This window comes from Nonomuraea typhae (assembly GCF_009760925.1).
GTDB classification, from domain to species: domain Bacteria; phylum Actinomycetota; class Actinomycetes; order Streptosporangiales; family Streptosporangiaceae; genus Nonomuraea; species Nonomuraea typhae.
Window position 1 is genome coordinate 156,147 of the sequence record NZ_VRLV01000021.1, and the last position, 19,263, is coordinate 175,409.

Genomic DNA, 19,263 nt, shown 5'->3' on the forward strand with positions numbered 1-19,263 from the left:
GGGAACTCGCCCCTTGCGGTCTTTCGGGTTCTCCTCCTTCCGCAGCTTCCGGGTTCTCCTCCCTCCCGAGCTTTCGGGGTCTCCTCCTTCCTGAGCTTCTGGGTTCTCCACCTCCCCGAGCTTTCGGGTTCTCCTCCTCCCCGAGCTTCCGGGTTCCCCACCTCCCCGAGCTTTCGGGGTCTCCTCCTTCCTGAGGAGGAGGGAAGCGCTGGGGCGGCGGCAGGATGAGGTCTGTCCTTTGGTCTCTGGTGGGAGAGAAGACCGGTCGATCAAGCTTTCTGACATGTCGTTGATTTCCGCTTTTCTGGCGGTGACCACTGGCCTGTCGGTCTTAGCGCCGACCCCTCCGACCCCGTCGCCCCCCGCGGCGCAGCAGAGCTGGCCCTACCCGGCGGCTCCCGTACCCTTCCCGCTCCCGCCGGGCCTGGAGAAGACCACCTCCGCGGCCCCGCGCACCCCGGAGCCCGGCGCCCCCGCCTGGTGTCCCGCGCTTCCCGGCCGCCGGGCCGAGTGCGGCACCGTGTCCCGCCCCCTGGTGGCGGGCAAGCCGGAACTCGGCACGATCGACGTGGCCTACGCGCTGGTCCGCCGCGAGAACGAGGCGGCTCCGGCCAAGAACACCGTCATGGTCAACCCGGGCGGCCCCGGCGGCGCCCCGATCGCGATCGCCGCGTGGTACGCGGCGCTGACCGCCCCGCTGCGCGCCGACCACGACCTGCTGCTCATCGACCCGCGCGGCACCGGCCAGTCGGGCACGCTGAGCTGCGGCATCGGTGACCTCATCCTCAACGGCCGGGCGGAGCTGCGGCGCATGGCCGCCCAGTGCGGAGCCAACCTCGGCCCGCGGGCCGAGGGCTACACCTCGGCCGCCACCGCCGACGACTTCAACGCGGTCCGGCAGAGGCTCGGCCTGGGCAAGGTCGTCCTGTACGGCGTGTCCTACGGCACCTACCTGATGCCGATCTACGCCGAGCGGCACCCGGACTCCGTGCGCTCGATCGTGGTGTCGGCCGCCTTCCCGGTCACCTTCGACTCGCTCGGCGGCCCGAGCGCCCGGCAGATCTCTCTGACCCTGCGCCGCATCTGCGCGCGCAGCGGCGCCTGCGACGGCGCGGCCACGGTGCGGGACCTGCGCAAGGTGAACGCGCGGCTACGCGTCAGGCCGGTCGAGCTGACCATCACGGTCGGCGGCCGCCCGCACACGATGACGCTGGACGAGAGCCTCTTCGCCATGGTCCTCACCTTCGCCGCCAGCGGCGGTGTGGGCGGCTCTCCCGACGTGGTGCCGCTGATCGGCCGGATGCCGGCCCACCTCCACAAGGCGGCCAGGGGGGACGTGCGGCCGCTGGCCGCCGAGCTCACCGCGGCCTTCCAGGAGTACGCCGACACGGCGGCCGGCGGGGACAACTCCCTGACGCTCACCGTGGTCTGCAACGACTACACGCGCGCCTGGTCGGTGGACGCGCCGCTGCGCACGCGCCGGCGTCAGTTCGACCGGGCGGTCAGGGCCGCGGACCCGGCCGGGTTCGGCGCCTTCAGCAGGGAGAGCTTCGCCTCCAGCGCACCCGACGGCGGCGACGCGTGCATCGAGTGGCCGAAGGAGGGGACGGCCCGGCCGTACAAGCTGACCGGGAAGCTGCCCGACGTGCCCACGCTGGTGCTCGCCGGCGACCTGGACAACAACACCCCGGAGGAGAACAGCAGGCTGAACGCCGCGCAGTTCCCGCGGGCGACGTTCCTGGTGGTGCCGAACACCGGGCACGCCCCGGAGATGGACGCCACGGGCTGTGCGATCTCCGTGGTGACCGGGTTCATCAGGGACGAGCGGCTGGGTGACACCTCGTGCCTGGCCCACATCCCGCCGCCCAAGGTGAGTAAACCCTATTGAATCCATAGGGATTTAGGGTAATTCTGAAGGCCCGACCTCACGGAGGAGCCTCGATGAGCGTCACCGACGAGCTGCTGGCCAACGCCGAGCGATACGCCGCCACCTTCGACAAGGGGGACCTGCCGCTGCCACCCGGCAAAGGCGTCGCCGTCGTCGCCTGCATGGACGCGCGTCTGAACGTCTACGGCCTCCTCGGCCTGCGCGAAGGGGACGCGCACGTCATCCGCAACGCCGGCGGTGTCATCACCGCCGACGAGCGGCGCAGCCTCGCGATCAGCCAGCGGCTCCTGGGCACCACCGAGATCATCCTCATCCATCACACCGACTGCGGCATGCTGACGTTCACCGACGACGCGTTCAAGGAGGCCATCCGGGCCGAGACCGGCATCAAGCCGGACTGGTCCGCCGAGGCGTTCTCCGACCTCGAAGGCGATGTCGCGCAGTCGATCGCGCGCGTCAGGGCCGACCCGTTCATCCCGCATCGCGATGCCGTGCGCGGCTTCGTCTACGAGGTGGAGACCGGCCGCCTGCGCGAGGTGAAGGGCTGACGGCCGTGCCGGGGGCCCGGCCCCCGGCATCCTCACTTGGCCAGCGGCCTGCCCTCCTTGTCGGTGAACTTGCCCACCAGGATCATGAAGAAGTCGATCAGCACCCAGATGCCCAGCCCGCCGATGGTGACCAGCTGCAGCACGCCGGTGCCGATCTTGCCCACGTAGAAGCGGTGGACGCCGAGGGCTCCGAGGAAGAAGCAGAGCGCGGCGGTGACGATCCAGGACTTGGAGGCCATGGGGGAGCGCCTTTCCCGTAGGTGATGAAGTGGGAAGGACGATCCCCGGCCGCCATTGACGGGTGATGGACGAACGGTTGATCAGGCGCTCGCCCGGCGCGGTGCGACGATCAGCCCGTAGATCACCAGCACGCTGATCGCGATGCTGATCACCGAGTAGACCGGGTAGGCGCCGAGGAAGGCGAACTGCCCGATCATGGACAGGCCGCAGAACACGATGCCGAGCACCCGCGCCCACGTCTTCCCGGCCAGGATGCCGAGCGCCACCGCGATCTGCGCCAGCCCGATGATCACCCAGATCCAGCCCCAGGTGTTGTAGTCGAGCACCAGCAGTTGCCCGCCGGGCGTCAGGTAGACGTCCTGCCGGAAGAAGGCGATGACGCCCTGGATCACATGGAAGAACCCGAGGATGACGCCGAGCATGCCGGCGAATCCGAGCCAGCCGGAGTGGCCGGGCTCTGTGTAGTGCATGGCCATCTCACTCCCCTTTCGCCTCTTCTGGAGGTGCCCCACTCCGGTACGGCAGGCGCGCGGATTGCCCAACGGTGGGAGGGAATTTGCGATTCACGGACGGACGCCGAGATGTTCGGCGAGGCGGTCCAGCGATTCCAGCCAGGCGGCCCGCACGTGCTCCTCGGCGGCACCGAGATGCTGGAACCGCAGGACGGTCCCGTCGCGCTCGCCCCGCAGGGTGACGGTGACGAGCGCGGCACCGGAGGTGAACACCAGCCGGTCGGGCACGCTGGCCTCCTGGTAGAAGCCGCCCAGGGTGGCCTCGAAGCCGTGCTCGCCGACGAGCGTGGCCTGCCAGGCGCCGCCCGGCCGAGGGTCCAGGACGACGCGGCCCGGCGGCGTGGTGAAGATGCGCGGGCCGAACCAGCGGGCGAAGCGCTCGGGGGTGGTCCAGGCGGCGTAGACCTGGTCGGGCGGGGCGGCGAGGGCGCGTTCGACGGAGTACTCCATGCCTCCACGGTGCGCGCGGGCACTTACGGTCCCCTTCAGGCCGGCTTAAGGAACGCCTCGACGTCGGCGGGGAAGTCCGGGTGGCGGAACGTCCGGAGATGACTGGCCCCGGGGTAGACCAGCAGCTTCCCGTGCGGCAGGCCGTCCGCGGTCTCCCGGAACAGCTCGGGCGTGTAGGCCAGATCGCGCTCGCCCCCGACGACCAGGATGGGCGTCTGCATGGCCGGCAGCCGCTCGCGCACGTCGAAGGCGTCCTCGGCCTGGGCGAAGTGCAGCATGTCGTGGGGGTTGGCGGGCCGGATCGCGGGGTCGGCCAGCCACATGAGCGCGGTGAAGAAGGCCCGGGTGACCGGGTTGCCCCCGGCCAGCGGCGCCAGGTGCTGCGCGCCCCGGCGCCCGGCGGCGACGGCCTCGGTGTAGCGGCGCTGGGCCCGGCGGGTGTGCGGCGGCAGCGTGTACGCGGCGCCCGCCACCACCATGCGGTTGACCACGCCCGGATGGTCGGCCGCCAGTTGCAGGGCCAGGGAGCCGCCCGAGGACATGCCCAGCACGTCCACCGGCTGGCCGAAGCGCTTGCGCAGGTCGAGGGCGTGCTGTTCGGCGATGTCGGCCATCGTGGTGCCGGGCGGCATGTTGGGCGCCCGGTTCACCGCGTAGACCCGGAAGCGCGTGCCCAGCGCGGTCAGGACCGGCAGCTCTCCGGGGCTCAGCTTGGCGGAGTGCTCGGGTGTGAACCAGCGCAGCACTACCAGTGGATGCCCGGTGCCCAGCTCCAGCCAGGGAAGGTCCATGCCTCCAGTGTGGCCTGTGAGGCCCCGCTCACGCGCGGCCCTCAGGCAAGACGTTCGGCGGCCTCGCGGGTCAGCGCGTGCTCCAGCAGCAGCCCGTCGGCGAAGCGCTCCAGTTCCCCGGCGACCAGCTCGCCCAGCAGCCCGCGCTCGGCTCCCAGGCTGCCCGCGATGTGCGGGGTGAGCACGACGTTCGGCAGCGTGAACAGCGGCGAGCCCGGCACCGGCGGCTCGGGGTCGGTGACGTCCAGGGCGGCGAACAGGTCGGGCCGCCCGGCCAGCACCTCGACCAGCGCGGCCTCGTCGAGGATCGCGCCGCGGGCGGTGTTGATCAGCGTGGCCCCCTGCCGCATCGAGCCCAGCAGCTCCCGCCCCACCAGCCCGCGGGTCTCGTCCAGCAGCGGGGTGTGCACGCTGACCACGTCGCTGGTCGCGAAGAGCTCCGCCAGCTCCACCATCCGCACCCCGTCGTACGGCCCGGCGAACGGGTCATGGGCCACCACGTCCACGGCCAGCGCCCGCAGCCGGTCCACGACCAGCCGCCCGATCGCGCCCAGCGAGAGAAGCCCGACGCGCGAGCCGTACAACCCGGGCTGGGGCACCCGCGTCATGGGCGCGCCGGCGGCCCGGGCGCCGAGCGCGTACCGCCAGCCGCCCTTGAGCGCGTAGACGATCTGCGCGTAGGTGAAGTCGGCGACGGGCACGGCGTTGGCCCGGTAGGCGGAGACGAGCGGGACTTCCCGCGCCCAGAACTCGGGCGTGACGAGCTTGCGCACCGATCCGGCGGCGTACAGGACGAGCTTCAGCCGCGGCATGGCGTCCAGGAGGGCGGCGTCGAGCACGGGCGCGCCCCAGCTCGTGCACAGAACCTCGACAGGGCCGAGCCGGGCGGGGTCGGCGTGCGCGGCGGGGCCGTACACGATCTCGGCTCTGGCCCGGATGCGGTCGAGGACGGGAGCGTAGACGTCGGAGAACACCTCGGGGCGGTGGAGGAAGGCCGCGGCTAACACACCTCCGATCTTACATTTGCCTACTATTCAGGTAGGTATTATCGTTTTGTCGCGTAAGCCCCCGGAAGTGAAGGGTTGTCGCCCCATGTCCTCAACCAGACCCGCGATTCTCAGCGTTGCCATGCTCGCCGTCGTAGGGCTGCTGAGCTCCTGTGGTGGCGGCGGCACGGGGGCGGCGGCCAAAGCGGCCGGCGGCCAGCCGAAGTACGGCGGCACGCTCACCTACCTGGAGCACCAGCCGCCCACCTGCCTCTACCTCCCGGCGGCCGGGTTCTATCCCAACGGCGGCGTGCTCAACCAGCTCACCGACAAGCTCACCTGGCAGAACCCCGAGACCCTGAAGATCGAGCCGTGGATCGCCACCAAGTGGGAGGTCAACGACGACGCCACCGAGTACACCTTCCACCTGCGCGACGGCGTGACCTTCAGCGACGGCAGCCCGCTCGACGCCGCGGCGGTCGCGGCCAACTTCGACGTCTACGGCAAGGGCGACGAGAAGCTCAAGCTGCCGCCGGCCGAGTTCGTCAACAACTATGAGCGCTCCGAAGTCGTCGACGCCAAGACGGTCAGGTTCTTCTTCGACAAGCCCTCCCCGGGCTTCCTCCAGGGCACCTCGGTGATCGGGGCCGGGCTGGTGGCCAAGAAGACGATCGGCCTGCCGTACGAGGAGCAGTGCCAGCTCAAGAACGTGATCGGCTCGGGACCGTTCACCGTGGCCAAGCAGGTCGTGGACAAGGAGATCGACCTTCAGGCGCGCAAGGACTACAACTGGGCGCCGCCGTCCGCCAAGCATCAGGGGCGCGCCTACCTCGACCTGATCAAGATCATCGTCACGCCCGAGGACAACGTCCGGGTGGGCGCGCTGACCTCCGGCCAGGCCGACTACGTGCGCTACGTGCAGGCGTACGACGAGCAGACGGTCAAGTCGGCCGGCTTCACGGTCAGGGCCGAGCCCACGCGCGGCGTCAACAACGGCCTGTACCTGCGCCCGGCCAACAGCATCCTCAAGGACATCAGGGTCCGCCGGGCGCTGCTGAAGGGCACGAACGCCAAGGAGGTCGTGGACACGCTCTTCACCGAGAACTACCCGCAGGCCACCTCGGTGCTCAGTCACCTGGCCCAGGGGTACGCGGACCTGTCGAAGGAACTGGTCCACGACCCCGACGGCGCGAACAAGCTGCTGGACGAGGCCGGCTGGGTCCAGGGCGCCGACGGCGTCCGGGAGAAGGGCGGCGTCAAGCTGAACCTCGGCGTCTTCGTGGCCGGGCCGCAGCCGCTGTCCAAGCAGACGCTCGAACTCGTCGCCCAGCAGTGGGCCAAGCTCGGCGTCAAGCTGGAGATCCGCCCCGCCGACGCGGGCACCCAGGCCGTGGACATCAAGAACGCGGAGAAGACCGCGGTCTCGCACAGCATGGTCGGCCGCGCCGACCAGGACGTGATCAAGAGCCAGTTCCACAGCAAGAACCGCGACGTGATCCTGTCCAACGACGCCAAGCTCGACCGGCTGCTGGAGGAGCAGTCCGCCCTGCCCGACGTGGACCGGCGCAACGCCAAGGTGGCCGAGATCCAGCGGTACCTGATCGAGCAGGCGTACGCGATCCCGCTGTTCGAGGAGCCCCAGGTGTACGGCGTGGCCCCGTACGTCCAGGGGGTGGCCTTCGAGGCGGTGGCCCGGCCCAGCTTCTACTCCGTCTGGCTGGATAAATGAGGAAATATCTGGCCAAGCGGGTGGGGCAGGCGCTCCTGGTGCTCTGGGCGGCCTTCACCGCCGCCTACCTCCTGCTCCAGGCCATGCCCGGCGACTCCATCCTGATCAAGTTCCAGAACCCGGAGCTGGGCCTGTCACCCGAGCAGATCGCCCAGATTCGCCAGTACTACGACGCCGGCGGCTACCTGCACACCGTCCTCGGGTTCGTGCGCGGCGACTTCGGCTACTCGGTCGACACCGGCACCCCGGTGCTGGAGCGGCTGGCAGAAGGGCTTCCGGAGACGGCCAAGCTGGCCGGCGCCGCCTTCGTCCTGGCCGTGCTGCTGGCCGTGCTGATCGCGGTCGCCGCCAGTCACAGCTCCCGCCTGCGCGGCCTGCTGCTGGCGGTGCCCGCGCTGTTCATCTCGATCCCGGCCTTCTGGCTGGGCATCCTGCTGATCCAGGTGTTCTCCTTCCGGCTCGGCCTGGTGCCGGTCATCGGCGGCAGCGAGATCCAGCAGCTCGTCCTGCCCGTGCTCACGCTCGCCGTGCCGATCTCCGCGCCCATCGCCCAGGTCCTGGCCCGCAGCCTCGACCAGGTCTTCACCCAGCCGTTCGTGCCGGTCGTGGCCGCCAAGGGCGCCTCGCGCTCGTGGATCCTGTGGCGGCACGTGGTCCGCAACGCGCTGCCGCCCACGCTGACCGTCGCCGGGCTCACCTTCGGCGAGCTGATCGCCGGATCGGTCGTGACTGAGACCGTCTTCGGCCGCAACGGCATCGGCCGCCTCACCGAGCAGGCGGTCAACGCCCAGGACACACCCGTGCTGCTGGCCGTCGTGGTGCTGGCCGCGACCGTGTTCGTCCTGGTCAACTTGGTGGTGGACGTGCTGTTTCCGGTGCTCGACCCGAGGCTGGCGCGATGAAGGTGCTCTCCTGGCTGACGATCGCCGTCGTCGTGCTCTGGGCGATCGTGCCGTGGGTGTTCACCGGCCACGATCCGCTGGCCGGCGTGCCGGCCGACAAGCTGCAGCCGCCCAGCGCCGCCCACTGGTTCGGCACCGACGCGGTCGGCCGCGACGTGTTCGCCCGCGTCGTGCACGGCTCGGTGCACTCGCTGTCGGGCGCGTTCGTGGCGGTCGGCGTCGGGCTGGTGCTGGGCACGCTGCTCGGCCTGCTGGCCGGCGCCGCGGGCGGGGCGGCCGACGAAGTGATCATGCGAGGCGTGGACGTGCTGCTCTCGGTGCCCGGCCTCCTGCTGGCGCTGACCGTGATCATCCTGCTCGGCCCCGGCACGGTGAACGTGGCCATCGCCGTGGGCATCGCCTCGGTCGCCGCCTTCGCCCGCCTGTCCCGCGCCGAGGTGGTCAGAGTACGGCGCAGCGACTACGTGGAGGCCGCCTTCGGCAGCGGCGGCACCTTCGCCGGAGTCCTCTGGCGGCACGTGCTGCCCAACTCCCTCGGCCCCGTGGTCGCGCTGGCCGCCCTGCAGTTCGGCGTGGCCATCCTGGCCATCTCCACCCTGGGCTTCCTCGGGTACGGCGCCGAGCCGCCCACGCCCGAATGGGGCCTGCTGATCTCCGAGGGCCGCAACTACCTGGCCACCTCCTGGTGGCTGACCACGCTGCCCGGCGCGGTCGTGGTCGCCGTGGTGCTGGCCGCCGGCCGTATCTCGAAGGAGATCCGATGACTCTGCTCGACGTCAGGGACCTGCGGGTGTCCTACCCGCAGGCGCGCGGCCTGCGGCGGCAGGGCGGGCACGAGGCGGTCAAGGGCGTCTCGCTGCGCGTCGAGGAGGGCGAGTTCGTCGCGGTGGTGGGCGAGTCGGGCTCGGGGAAGACCACCACGGCGAACGCCGTCATCGGCCTGCACCCGGCCGACAGCGGCCAGATCCTGCTCAACGGCACCGACATCGCCGGCTGGTCCCAGCGCCGCCTGCGGGAGATCCGCGGCACCAGCATCGGCCTCGTCCCCCAGGATCCGGCCAACTCGCTGAACCCGGTCAAGAAGGTCGGCGTCCAGATCGCCGAGACCCTCCTCATCCACAAGCATGGGGACAAATCCGCACGCAGGCGCCGGGTCCTGGAGCTCCTGGAACGCGTCGGCCTGGACGACCCGGCCCGCCGCGCCGGGCAGTACCCGCACGAACTGTCCGGCGGCATGCGCCAGCGCGTGCTCATCGCCGCCGCCATCGCGCTGCGCCCCAGCCTGCTCATCGCCGACGAGCCGACCAGCGCCCTGGACGTGACCGTGCAGCGCCGCATCCTCGACCTCATCGACGACCTCAGGCAGGAGTACGGCACCGCCGTCCTGCTGGTCACCCACGACCTGGGCGTGGCCGCGGCCCGCTCCGACCGGCTCGTGGTCATGCGCGACGGCGTGGTCGAGGAGAGCGGCGGCACCCGCGAGGTCCTGGCCGCCCCGGCCGCCGCCTACACCCGCAGGCTGCTGGAGGACGCGCCCGCGCTGAGCACCCGGTCCTTCAAGCAGCCCCCGGCCGGCGAGCCCGCGATCGTCGTGCGGGACCTGGTCAAGGAATTCGGCGGGTTCCGCGCCGTGGACGGGATCGGCTTCGAGGTGACCCGGGGCAGCACGCACGCGCTCGTGGGGGAGTCCGGCTCCGGCAAGACCACCACCGCGCGCATGGTCACCCGGTTCGCCGAGCCCACCTCCGGGGTCGTGGAGATCCCGGGGATCACCGAGTTCCGCCGGGGCGTGCAGCTCGTGTACCAGAACCCCTACGGCTCGCTGGATCCCCGGCAGACCGTGGCCGAGATCGTCGAGGAGCCGCTGCGCAACTTCCGCCTCGGTGACCGGGCGGCCCGCCGTACCAAGGTGAAAGAGCTGCTGGAGCGGGTCGCGCTGCCCGAGACGCTGCTGGCGCGCAGGCCCCGCGAGCTGTCCGGCGGCCAGCGCCAGCGGGTCGCGATCGCCCGCGCGCTGGCCGTGGAACCCCAGGTGGTGGTGCTGGACGAGGCGGTCTCCGCGCTGGACGTGACCGTCCAGGCGCAGATCCTGGAACTGCTGGAGCGCCTCCAGCGCGACCTCGGCCTGACCTACCTGTTCATCTCGCACGACCTCGCGGTGGTGCGCCAGATCTCTCACACCGTTTCCGTCATGAACAAGGGACGCATCGTGGAATCAGGGACGACCCAACAGATCTTCGACAGCCCGCGGCACGAGTACACGCGCGAGCTGCTGGCCGCGGTGCCGGAGGCGGTGCGATGACCCGGCTCGGCTTCTTCACCCGGCTCCTCGACGACGTCCCGCCCCGCGAGCGCTACCGGCTGGCGCTGGAGCAGATCGTGCACGCCGAACGCCTCGGCTTCGACACCGCCTGGGTGGCGCAACACCACTTCGACGGCGACGAGGGCGGGCTGCCCGCGCCGCTCGTCTTCCTCAGCCACGTGGCCGCGCGCACCTCCCGGATCCGGATCGGCACCGGGATCATCACGCTGCCGCTGGAGCACCCGGTCCGGGTGGCCGAGGACGCCGCCGTGCTCGACCTGCTGTCCGGCGGGCGGCTGGAGGTCGGAGTGGCTGGAGGCGGCACGCCCTCGGCGTTCGAGGCGTTCGGCAAGGACCCGTCCCGACGCAACGAGATCTACGCCGAGCACCTGGCCGTGCTGGTCGACGCCTGGTCCGGCGGCGACCTGGGCGGCGGCAAGCGGCTCTACCCGCAGGCGCCGCGGCTGCTGGAGGCGATCTGGGAGGCGACGTTCTCGGTCAGCGGCGGCGAACGCGCGGGCAAGGCCGGGCACGGGCTGATGCTCTCGCGCACCCAGCCGCGCCCGGAGGGACGGCCGGGGCTGTCGCTGGCCGAGATCCAGAAGCCGATCGTGGACGCCTACTACGCCGCCCTGCCCGCCGGGGTGGCCCCGCGGATCATGGCCTCGCGCACCGCGTTCGTCGCCGAGACCCGCGAGGAGGCGCTGCGCTGGGCGGCCAGGGGGCTGGCCAGACCCGGCCTGCCCCAGCCCGACGGCGGCGGCGTGGACGAGCTCATCGCCGCCTGGGACGCCCACGTCGGCACCCCCGAGGACGTCGTGGCCAGCCTGAAGGCCGACCCGACCCTCAAACGCGTCACCGACCTGGTCTTCCAGGTCCATTCCATCGACCCGCCCCACGAGCAGACCCTGCGCTCCATCGAACTCCTCGCCACCGAGGTCGCCCCCGCTTTGGAAGGAACCACGGTATGACCCTGGACGTGATCGACCGGCTGGCGGGCATCCAGCCGGGATCACCCCTCGACAAGCTCCGCGAGCGCCGCCCCGAGGCGCGCGAGCACGCCCAGCGCAGCTACGAGGCGCTGTTCTGCCCCGAATCGGAGGACGAGGTCACGCTCATCGAGCGCGACGCCGTCGCCGCGTTCGTGGCGGGGCTGCACCGCGACGCCGCCGTGACCGACTTCTACGCCGACCGGCTCGGCGAACTCGCCCCCGACCTGCTCGCCCGGGTCCGCGAGGAGATCTCCGCCGGCCTCACCTCCGGCCCCTACGGCGTCTACGCCGAGCCCGAACTGGCCGCCGAGAACACCGCCGGCCCCGTGCACCGCTCGGCGCTCGACGGCCGCCTGGCCGCCGCCTTCGACCACGCCCACCTGCTGGTCTTCCGCCCTCGCGAAGCCCGCAGGGAAAGCCTCCAAGCCCTGCTCGACGCCGGATGGAGCACCACCGGCATCGTCACGCTCTCTCAGCTCGTCGCCTTCCTCACCTTCCAGATCCGCGCCATCGCGGGCCTGCGCCTGCTGGGAGCCGCCGCATGAAGTTCACCCAGGACCACCTCGGCTGGCGCCCGTGGCTGGCGCCGCTGGCCGAGGAGGAGCTGACCGACGAGCACTGGGAAGCGCTGGTCGACAAGGGGCGGGCGGCTTCGCCGTACTTCCTGCTGCTCGCCCGCGACCCGCACATCCTGCACGCGCGCACCAAGACCGACCTCGACATCTTCCACAACGCCGACGGCGGCCTCCCGCGCGCCGAGCGCGAACTGGCCGCGACCGCGGTCTCGCGGCACAACGGCTGCGTCTTCTGCGCCTCGGTGCACGCCCGCTTCGCCAGCCACCACGCCAAGCGCGCGGACGACGTGCAGCGCCTGCTCGACGACGGCGTGGACGCGCACCAGGACCCGCGCTGGCGGGCGGTCATCGACGCGGCCGTCGCCCTGGCCGCCACGCCGGGCGCGCTGACCGGGAAACACGTGGCCGCGCTGCGCGAGGCCGGCCTCGACGACCTGGCCATCAGCGACGTCATCCATTCCGCCGCCTTCTTCAACTGGGCCAACCGGCTCATGCTGTCCCTGGGAGAACCCGAATGAGCACTCTTGACCACCTTGTCTACGCCGTGCCGAACCTGCTGGAGGGGGTGGCCGGGTTCGCCGAGCGGACCGGGGTGCACCCGGTGGCGGGTGGCGCGCATCCCGGTGGCACCGCCAACTACCTGGTCGGGCTGGGGGAGGGCGCCTATCTGGAGATCATCGGGCCGGACCCGGACGTCGCCGGAGCCCGGCCCCGGGCGTTCGGGCTGGAGACGTTGACCGCGCCCGTGCTGGCCGCCTGGGCGGTGCGTCCTGACGACATCGACGAGCAGGTACGGCAGGCCCGGCAGGCCGGGTACGACCCGGGTGACGTGCAGCCGCTCTCGCGCCGCAAGCCGGACGGGACGCTGCTGGAGTGGCGGCTGACCCGGCGCGAGGACCCGGCCGGGGTGCGGCCGGTGCCGTTCCTCATCGACTGGGGGAGCACAGAGCATCCGTCTTCTGCGGGGTTGCCGCAGCTTTCCCTGGAGGCTTTCAGCATCGTTCATCCGGATCCGGCGGCGGTGACGGCTTCCCTCAAGGCTGTTGGGGTGCATGCCGACGTGGTGGCCGGGGCCGTGGGGCTTCGGGCTGTGCTGGGCACGCGTGAGGGTGCGGTGGAGCTGGTATGAGCACGTTGCGGGAGTACCTGAAGCAGAAGCGGGCCGCCCTGCTGGAGCGCCGGGCGGCGGCTTCTGACGGGCCGGTGCCGTTGCACGCGACCGTCACCGCCGAGGGGCGCAGCGGGGTGCGGCGCATTCGCATCCGTGAGCATCAGATCCTCAGCGACAGCCGGGCCGATTTCGCCGGGTACGACCTGGGGCCGGGCTCGCCCGAGCTCCAGGCCGGGGTGCTGGGGAGCTGTGTGACGCACATCTTCCTGATCAAGGCGGCCGAGCTGGAGGTGCCGCTGGACTCGCTTGCGGTGGACGTGCGGGCTGAGTACGACCCTCGGGCCCAGCTTCCGGGCAACACGGATGTCCCTGTCTATCCGCAGAACTTCCGCTACGAGGTGAAGATCGACTCGCCGGCCTCCGACGAGGATCTGGCCAGGCTGCATGCCGAGGTGGAGCGCGTCTGCCCGATCCTCAACCTCATCAGGAACCCCCAGGAGATCAAGGGGGAAATAGTGCGAGTCTGATGGCTTTTGGGGAAGGATGTTGGGGTGTTCGATCATGCCCCGAGCTCGGGGCTGCGCCATCCTCGCGCGGCCCTGAGCAGCGACGCCCCTGCCATCGACCTCAACGGCGCGTGGCGCTTCCGGTTCTCCCCGGACGTCCACGCGCCGCTCGACTTCGCCGACCCCTCCTACGACGACTCCGCGTGGGACACCCTGCCGGTGCCCGCGCACTGGCCGCTGCACGGGTACGGCAGGCCCGCCTACACCAACGTCTCCTATCCCTTCCCGATCGACCCGCCCCACGTGCCGGACGAGAACCCGACCGGCGACTACCGGCGCGTCTTCGAGGTTCCCGGCGGCTGGGACGACGCGGTGCTGCGCTTCGACGGCGTCGAGTCCCATGCCCGGGTCTGGCTGAACGGGCACGAGCTCGGATACACCACCGGCAGCCGCTTGGCCGCCGAGTTCACGGCCGGGCCGTACCTCGTGCCGGGGCGCAACGTGCTGGCCGTGCGCGTGCACCAGTGGTCGGCGGCCAGCTACCTGGAAGACCAGGACATGTGGTGGCTGCCCGGCATCTTCCGCGACGTCACGCTCACCCGCTCCACCGCCGACCTTTTCGTGCGCGCGGAGGCGGACGGGCGGCTGAGCTTCGCGGGCGAGGGCGTGCTCAGCCTGCCGGAGCTGGGCGTCGACGGCCTGCGGCCGCGCGTGGAGGTCACGGTGCCCGCCGAGCCGTGGAGCGCCGAGACCCCGCGGCTCTACGACGCCGTCTTCACCACCACGACCGAGACCGCGCGGCTGCGCGTCGGCTTCCGCACGGTCGCGATCGAGGACGGCGTGCTCCTGGTCAACGGCGTCCCGCTGAAGCTGCGCGGGGTCAACCGGCATGAGTTCCACCCCGACCACGGGCGGGCCGTACCGTACGAGACCATGCGCGCGGACGTGCTGCTGATGAAACGGCACAACGTCAACGCGGTCAGGACCAGCCACTACCCGCCCCACCCCGGCTTCCTGGACCTGTGCGACGAACTGGGCCTGTGGGTGGTCGACGAGTGCGACCTGGAGACGCACGGCTTCGGCCAGGTCGGCTGGCGGCGCAACCCCAGCGACGACCCCGCCTGGGCCGCCGCCTACGTCGAGCGCATGCGGCGCATGGTCGAGCGGGACAAGAACCACCCGTCCGTGATCATGTGGTCGCTCGGCAACGAGTCCGGGACCGGACGCAACCTCGGGCTCATGGCCGACTGGGCGCGCGAGCGTGACCCGTCCCGGCCGCTGCACTACGAGGGCGACGTGACCTGCGCGGACACGGACGTCTACAGCCTCATGTACGCCACGGTCGCGCAGGTCGAGGCCATCGGCCGCGGTACCGAGGAGCCTCTGGACGATCCCGTTCTCGACGCCCGGCGGCGGGCGATGCCGTTCGTGCACTGCGAGTACGCGCACGCCATGGGCAACGGGCCCGGCGGCCTGCTGGAGTACCAGGAGCTGTACGACGCCTACCCCCGGCTGGCCGGCGGCTTCATCTGGGAGTGGATCGACCACGGCCTGCGTCACCCGGAGCTCGGCTACGCCTACGGCGGCGACTACGGGGAGCCGGTGCACGACTCCAACTTCGTCATCGACGGCCTCGTCTTTCCCGACCGCACGCCTTCGCCGGGGCTGCTCGACCTCAAGGTGATCTTCGCGCCGGTCCTGATCACCTTCCCGTCACCGGGGGAGGTCGCGATCGCGAGCAGGTACGGCTTCCGCGACCTTTCCCACCTGCGGTTCGAGGCCGTCGTGGGCGGGTCCGCGACCGTCGTCGACGTTCCGGCGGAGGGCGGGACGGTCAAGCTGCCGGAGTCCGGGCCGTTCGAGGAGGAGACCTGGCTGACCGTGCGGGCGGTGCTGGCCGAGGACAGCGCGTGGGCTCCGGCGGGGCACGAGGTGGCCTGGGGTCAGGTCTGCGTGGCGCCTTCCGGTGACGTTTCCGGCAGTTCGGAGGGGGCGGGAGCTACGGCGGACGCCTTGGGCGGTGGCGAATTCGACGCGGTTTCCGGGCGGCTGACCCGGTTGTTCGGCGTCGAGGTCGAAGGCCCGCGGCTGGAGGTCTGGCGCGCCCCGATCGACAACGAGCGCTTCGGCGGCCTCGACTGGCACTGGCGGACCATGGGCCTGCACCGCCTGACCCACCGCGTGGACGACGTCGAACGCGCCGCCGGCCGCCTGGTCGTGCGCACGCGGGTCGCCCCGGCCGCCGCCGACCTGGCCCTGCGCACCACCTACACCTGGACCGGCGGGCCGGCCGGCCTCCAGCTCGAGGTGCACGTGATCCCGGAGGGCGACTGGCCGCACCCGATCCCGCGCCTCGGGGTGGCCATGGCGCTGCCCGGCGGCTTCGACCGGGTGACGTGGTTCGGCCGCGGCCCCGGCGAGGCGTACCCGGACACCGGGTTCGCCGCCCGGGTCGGCACCTGGAGCGCCACGGTGGACGAGCTCCAGACGCCGTACGTCTACCCGCAGGAGAACGGCCACCGCGCCGGCGTCCGCTGGGCGGAGCTGACCGACGCCTCCGGCGAGGGGCTGCGCGTCTCGGGCGCCTTCGGCCTGACCGCCCGCCGCTGGACCACCGCCGACCTGGAGCGCGCCCGGCACCTGACCGACCTGACGCCCGGCGACCGCGTGCACCTCAACCTGGACCTGGCCCATCACGGCGTCGGCTCGGCCGCCTGCGGCCCCGGCGTGCTGCCGCGCTACGAGCTCCGGGCGCAGGAGGCCACCCTGGTGCTGCGGTTCGCTAGGGTGTCGAACCGTGACAGGAGACCTTAAAGAACGCGTCCGGGAACTACGGGCCACCGGCCGGTCGCCCAAGGAGATCGCCCGGGCTCTCGGCGTCAAGCCCTCCGTGGTGGCCCCGCTGGTGCGGGAGATCGCCGCGGAGGCGGTCACCGGCGGCGGCCCCGCCCTGGTCGGCAGCTGGATCAACACCGGCTGGAGCACGGGCCTGTCGATCGACCCGTCGTACGGCTGGACGGACGAGGCGGCCGGAGAGCCGGACACCGGTGGCCTGGTCAGCGTGCTGGTGGCGCGCCGGCACGGCTACGACCGGGTCTCCGTCTGCGGCTACCTGGCCGACGTCTACTGCCTGGGCGTGAAGGTCACCCACGGCCCGGAGATCATGGACGAGCGCGGCATGCGCCAGTTCCGCGACTTCTTCTTCAGCGACTACTCCGGCTACCAGGAGGCCCCGATCGAGCTGGCCCGCCAGATCGTCTACGGCTCCGAGGAGTACGCCAAGGGTCTCGGGTTCGAGTCGTTCGAGGACTTCGAGCTGACCAAGGGCCACCTGGGCGACCTGGAGGGGCCGACGGCGATCACCTTCGGCCGCAACGGCCGCCCGTTCTACGTCCCGAGCCCGCAGGACGACCAGAACAAGGTCCACCGCCAGCTCCGCCGCGCGGTCGGCGACGCGTTCGACTACGTTGAGATCGACACCGAGGACGACGCATGAGCCTGACCGCTTTTGGGGACTGCGTGGTGTGAAAGTGGCCGCTGGTTTCCCATAAGCGGAGGGCGAACGCCGGTGCGGAACGACCGACTCCGGGACGCGGGTGGCGCGCGTTGATCGAAGCGCCGCTCACCTGGGGGCAACAGGACGTCTGGCGTGCGGTCCTGGCCGCGGAGCCGCAGGAGCAGTACCTCAACCTCGCCCGCGTGTTCGCCGGGCCGAAACGCCCGGTCACCGTCAGGCAGGCCCGGCTCGCCCTGGACCGGCTCGTCGCCCGGCACGAGGCGCTGCGCACCCGGCTCACCGGTCCCAGGGAGGCGCCCCGGCAGCTCGTCGCCGAGACGGCCACGCCGTACCTGGAGATCGTGGAGGGGGAACGGGCTCATCGGGTCTCCGAGCGGTTGTCGGCCAAGCCGTTCGACTACTGGCGCGAGTGGCCGCTGCGGGCGGCGTTCGTGGTCGGCGACGGGTTCGTGCGGCAGGTCGTGGTGGTGCTCTGCCCCCTGGCCGCCGACGGGCTCGGCGCCGACCTGGTCGCGCGTGACCTCCGGCTGCTGCTGTCACGGGGCGAGCTGCCGCCTCTGCAGGCGGACCGGCCGCGGGACCTCGCCGGCTGGCAGGGCTCGGCCGACGGGCGCGGGCACTCCGACGAGACCGTCGCCTGGTGGCTGGCCGAGTACGCGCGCATCGACCCGTTCGAGCTGACGGCGAGCCCGCACCGGCCCCGGTACGTGGAGGCGACCATGACCTCCACGGCGCTGGCGGCGGCGGTGCGGACGGTGGCGGCGCGGCGCCGGGTCGCCTCCTCCGCGGCGCTGCTGACCGGGGCCCTGAGCCTGGTGGGGCGGCTGACCGGGCAGCGCTCCTGCGGCATGCGGGTGATCGTCGACAACCGCTTCACCGGCGGGCGGCACGACGTCGTCTCCACGCTCGCCCAGGAGGGCCTGGTGGTGCTGGAGCCCGGCACCCCCGACTTCGGCGCGCTGGCCCACCAGGGTGCGCAGGCGCTGCTGAGGGCCTGCCGGCGGGCGGAGTACAACCCGTTCGCGCTGGAGGAGGCGCTGGCCGGGTCACGGGCACGCTCGTTCGGCCGTTTCCACGACGGCCGCGCGGTCCGCCGCGATCCGCCGCCCGAGCTGGACGCGCGCCAGATCCGGCGGGCCATGGACAAGACCGACCTGGCCTGGACCGACGCCATGGACCGCAACATCTCCGACTTCCGCCTGTACGTCAGCGGGGAACCCGACCGGATGGACGTCTCGCTCCGGGCCGACACGGGGCTGCTGTCGCCGCTGGCCATCGAGGCGTACCTGCTGGACCTGGAGCGGTTGTTCGTCGAGGAATCGCTGGTCGCGTGAGCCGGCCGGGCATATGATCACCGCAGTTCCCGGTCTGGAGGGCGCATGGCGGACTCTCGTGAGCACACCTACCCCGGCACCCGCGGCGCCCTCACCGCCCGCGAGTGGCCGCACCCCAGCCCGCGCTATCTGGCCGTCCTCGTCCACGGGTACGGCGAGCACGCCGGACGCTACGAGCACGTCGCCGATCTCCTGGTACGGCACGGCGCCGCCGTCTACGCCGTCGACCACATGGGACACGGGAAGTCGGCGGGCGAACGCGTCCTGATCCACGACTTCGACGAGGTCGTCACCGACGTACACCGGCTGGAGGAGCACGCGCGTGCCGCGCACCCGTGGGTGCCCGTCGTGGTGATCGGCCACTCGATGGGCGGCCTGATCGCGGCCCGCTACGCGCAGCGCTACGGCGCCGACCTGGCCGGGCTGGTGCTGTCCGGGCCCGTCATCGGGGCGTGGGACGTCATCGGGGTCCTGCTGGCCATGGACGAACTGCCCGACATCCCGATCGATCCCGCGACCCTGTCCCGCGATCCGTCCGTCGGAGCCGCCTACGCCGCCGATCCGCTCGTCTGGCACGGGCCCTTCAAGCGGGCCACGCTGGAGGCGTTCGCGCGGGCGCTGACGCAGATCGCCGAGGGCGGTTCGCTGGGTTCGCTGCCCACGTTGTGGATCCACGGTGAGGACGACCAGCTCGTGCCGCTCAGCGGCAGCAAGGGCGGGGTCGAGGCGATCAAGGGCGACGACCTGACCGAGCGGATCTACCCCGGCGCGCGGCACGAGGTGTTCAACGAGACCAACAAGGACGAGATCCTGGCCGGGGTCACCGCGTTCGTGGATCGCATCCTGCCGTAGATGACTTTTCGGCGCTCGGCCGGTCTAC

General features: G+C 71.6%; 20 protein-coding genes. 15 read left to right on the forward strand and 5 right to left on the reverse strand.

Annotated features, from left to right (window positions below; genetic code table 11):
• The first annotated feature begins 283 nt into the window (after nt 1–283).
• Nucleotides 284–1,888 (forward strand): alpha/beta fold hydrolase, encoded by a 1,605-nt coding sequence (locus tag FVE25_RS48910; RefSeq protein ID WP_157249781.1) that lies wholly within the window; start codon nt 284–286, stop codon nt 1,886–1,888.
• Between the two features lie 53 nt (nt 1,889–1,941).
• Complete coding sequence (locus FVE25_RS48915; protein ID WP_157249782.1) at nt 1,942–2,436, forward strand: beta-class carbonic anhydrase; 495 nt, start codon at nt 1,942–1,944, stop codon at nt 2,434–2,436.
• Between the two features lie 32 nt (nt 2,437–2,468).
• Here FVE25_RS48915 and FVE25_RS48920 read toward each other — a convergent pair whose 3' ends face one another.
• The 5 genes from FVE25_RS48920 to FVE25_RS48940 all read right to left on the reverse strand — a co-directional run bounded on the left by FVE25_RS48920 (nt 2,469) and on the right by FVE25_RS48940 (nt 5,436).
• Nucleotides 2,469–2,675, reverse strand: coding sequence for a TM2 domain-containing protein (locus FVE25_RS48920; RefSeq protein WP_157249783.1), 207 nt, complete (start codon nt 2,673–2,675; stop codon nt 2,469–2,471).
• Nucleotides 2,676–2,756: 81 nt separating this feature from the next.
• A complete protein-coding gene (locus FVE25_RS48925; protein WP_157249784.1) occupies nt 2,757–3,146 on the reverse strand; it encodes a DUF7144 family membrane protein in 390 nt (129 codons plus the stop codon).
• Between the two features lie 93 nt (nt 3,147–3,239).
• Nucleotides 3,240–3,638 carry an SRPBCC family protein gene (locus FVE25_RS48930; protein ID WP_157249785.1) on the reverse strand — a complete coding sequence of 133 codons (399 nt, stop codon included), beginning with the start codon at nt 3,636–3,638 and terminating at the stop codon, nt 3,240–3,242.
• A gap of 35 nt (nt 3,639–3,673) precedes the next feature.
• Complete coding sequence (locus tag FVE25_RS48935; protein WP_157249786.1) at nt 3,674–4,429, reverse strand: alpha/beta fold hydrolase; 756 nt, start codon at nt 4,427–4,429, stop codon at nt 3,674–3,676.
• Between the two features lie 41 nt (nt 4,430–4,470).
• Nucleotides 4,471–5,436 (reverse strand): hydroxyacid dehydrogenase, encoded by a 966-nt coding sequence (locus FVE25_RS48940; RefSeq protein WP_219825652.1) that lies wholly within the window; start codon nt 5,434–5,436, stop codon nt 4,471–4,473.
• Between the two features lie 121 nt (nt 5,437–5,557).
• On the opposite strand from FVE25_RS48940, the gene FVE25_RS48945 reads away from it, so the two are divergent.
• The 13 genes from FVE25_RS48945 to FVE25_RS49005 all read left to right on the forward strand — a co-directional run bounded on the left by FVE25_RS48945 (nt 5,558) and on the right by FVE25_RS49005 (nt 19,235).
• Nucleotides 5,558–7,144 carry a TIGR04028 family ABC transporter substrate-binding protein gene (locus FVE25_RS48945; protein ID WP_246267476.1) on the forward strand — a complete coding sequence of 529 codons (1,587 nt, stop codon included), beginning with the start codon at nt 5,558–5,560 and terminating at the stop codon, nt 7,142–7,144.
• Nucleotides 7,141–8,046, forward strand: coding sequence for an ABC transporter permease (locus FVE25_RS48950; protein ID WP_157249788.1), 906 nt, complete (start codon nt 7,141–7,143; stop codon nt 8,044–8,046). Before FVE25_RS48945 ends, FVE25_RS48950 begins: the two co-directional genes overlap by 4 nt.
• On the forward strand, nt 8,043–8,810 hold the full coding sequence (locus FVE25_RS48955; RefSeq protein ID WP_157249789.1) for an ABC transporter permease: 768 nt from the start codon (nt 8,043–8,045) through the stop codon (nt 8,808–8,810). Before FVE25_RS48950 ends, FVE25_RS48955 begins: the two co-directional genes overlap by 4 nt.
• On the forward strand, nt 8,807–10,348 hold the full coding sequence (locus FVE25_RS48960; protein WP_157249790.1) for a dipeptide ABC transporter ATP-binding protein: 1,542 nt from the start codon (nt 8,807–8,809) through the stop codon (nt 10,346–10,348). The genes FVE25_RS48955 and FVE25_RS48960 overlap by 4 nt, the downstream gene beginning before the upstream one ends.
• The gene (locus tag FVE25_RS48965) at nt 10,345–11,319 is read left to right on the forward strand and encodes a putative FMN-dependent luciferase-like monooxygenase (RefSeq protein WP_157249791.1); all 975 of its coding nucleotides are present in this window, start codon (nt 10,345–10,347) and stop codon (nt 11,317–11,319) included. Before FVE25_RS48960 ends, FVE25_RS48965 begins: the two co-directional genes overlap by 4 nt.
• On the forward strand, nt 11,316–11,885 hold the full coding sequence (locus tag FVE25_RS55950) for a CMD domain protein (RefSeq protein ID WP_157249792.1): 570 nt from the start codon (nt 11,316–11,318) through the stop codon (nt 11,883–11,885). The genes FVE25_RS48965 and FVE25_RS55950 overlap by 4 nt, the downstream gene beginning before the upstream one ends.
• A complete protein-coding gene (locus tag FVE25_RS55955; RefSeq protein WP_157249793.1) occupies nt 11,882–12,433 on the forward strand; it encodes an alkylhydroperoxidase domain protein in 552 nt (183 codons plus the stop codon). Before FVE25_RS55950 ends, FVE25_RS55955 begins: the two co-directional genes overlap by 4 nt.
• Nucleotides 12,430–13,044: a VOC family protein gene (locus FVE25_RS48980; RefSeq protein ID WP_157249794.1), complete on the forward strand. Its 615-nt coding sequence runs from the start codon at nt 12,430–12,432 to the stop codon at nt 13,042–13,044. The genes FVE25_RS55955 and FVE25_RS48980 overlap by 4 nt, the downstream gene beginning before the upstream one ends.
• A complete protein-coding gene (locus FVE25_RS48985; RefSeq protein ID WP_157249795.1) occupies nt 13,041–13,553 on the forward strand; it encodes an OsmC family protein in 513 nt (170 codons plus the stop codon). Before FVE25_RS48980 ends, FVE25_RS48985 begins: the two co-directional genes overlap by 4 nt.
• A gap of 24 nt (nt 13,554–13,577) precedes the next feature.
• A complete protein-coding gene (locus tag FVE25_RS48990) occupies nt 13,578–16,346 on the forward strand; it encodes a glycoside hydrolase family 2 TIM barrel-domain containing protein (protein WP_246267478.1) in 2,769 nt (922 codons plus the stop codon).
• Complete coding sequence (locus FVE25_RS48995) at nt 16,330–17,028, forward strand: helix-turn-helix domain-containing protein (protein ID WP_157249797.1); 699 nt, start codon at nt 16,330–16,332, stop codon at nt 17,026–17,028. Before FVE25_RS48990 ends, FVE25_RS48995 begins: the two co-directional genes overlap by 17 nt.
• 110 nt (nt 17,029–17,138) lie before the next feature.
• Nucleotides 17,139–18,383 carry a condensation domain-containing protein gene (locus FVE25_RS49000; protein ID WP_157249798.1) on the forward strand — a complete coding sequence of 415 codons (1,245 nt, stop codon included), beginning with the start codon at nt 17,139–17,141 and terminating at the stop codon, nt 18,381–18,383.
• A 45-nt stretch (nt 18,384–18,428) separates the two neighbouring features.
• The gene (locus FVE25_RS49005) at nt 18,429–19,235 is read left to right on the forward strand and encodes an alpha/beta hydrolase (protein ID WP_157249799.1); all 807 of its coding nucleotides are present in this window, start codon (nt 18,429–18,431) and stop codon (nt 19,233–19,235) included.
• The last annotated feature ends 28 nt before the right edge of the window (nt 19,236–19,263 follow it).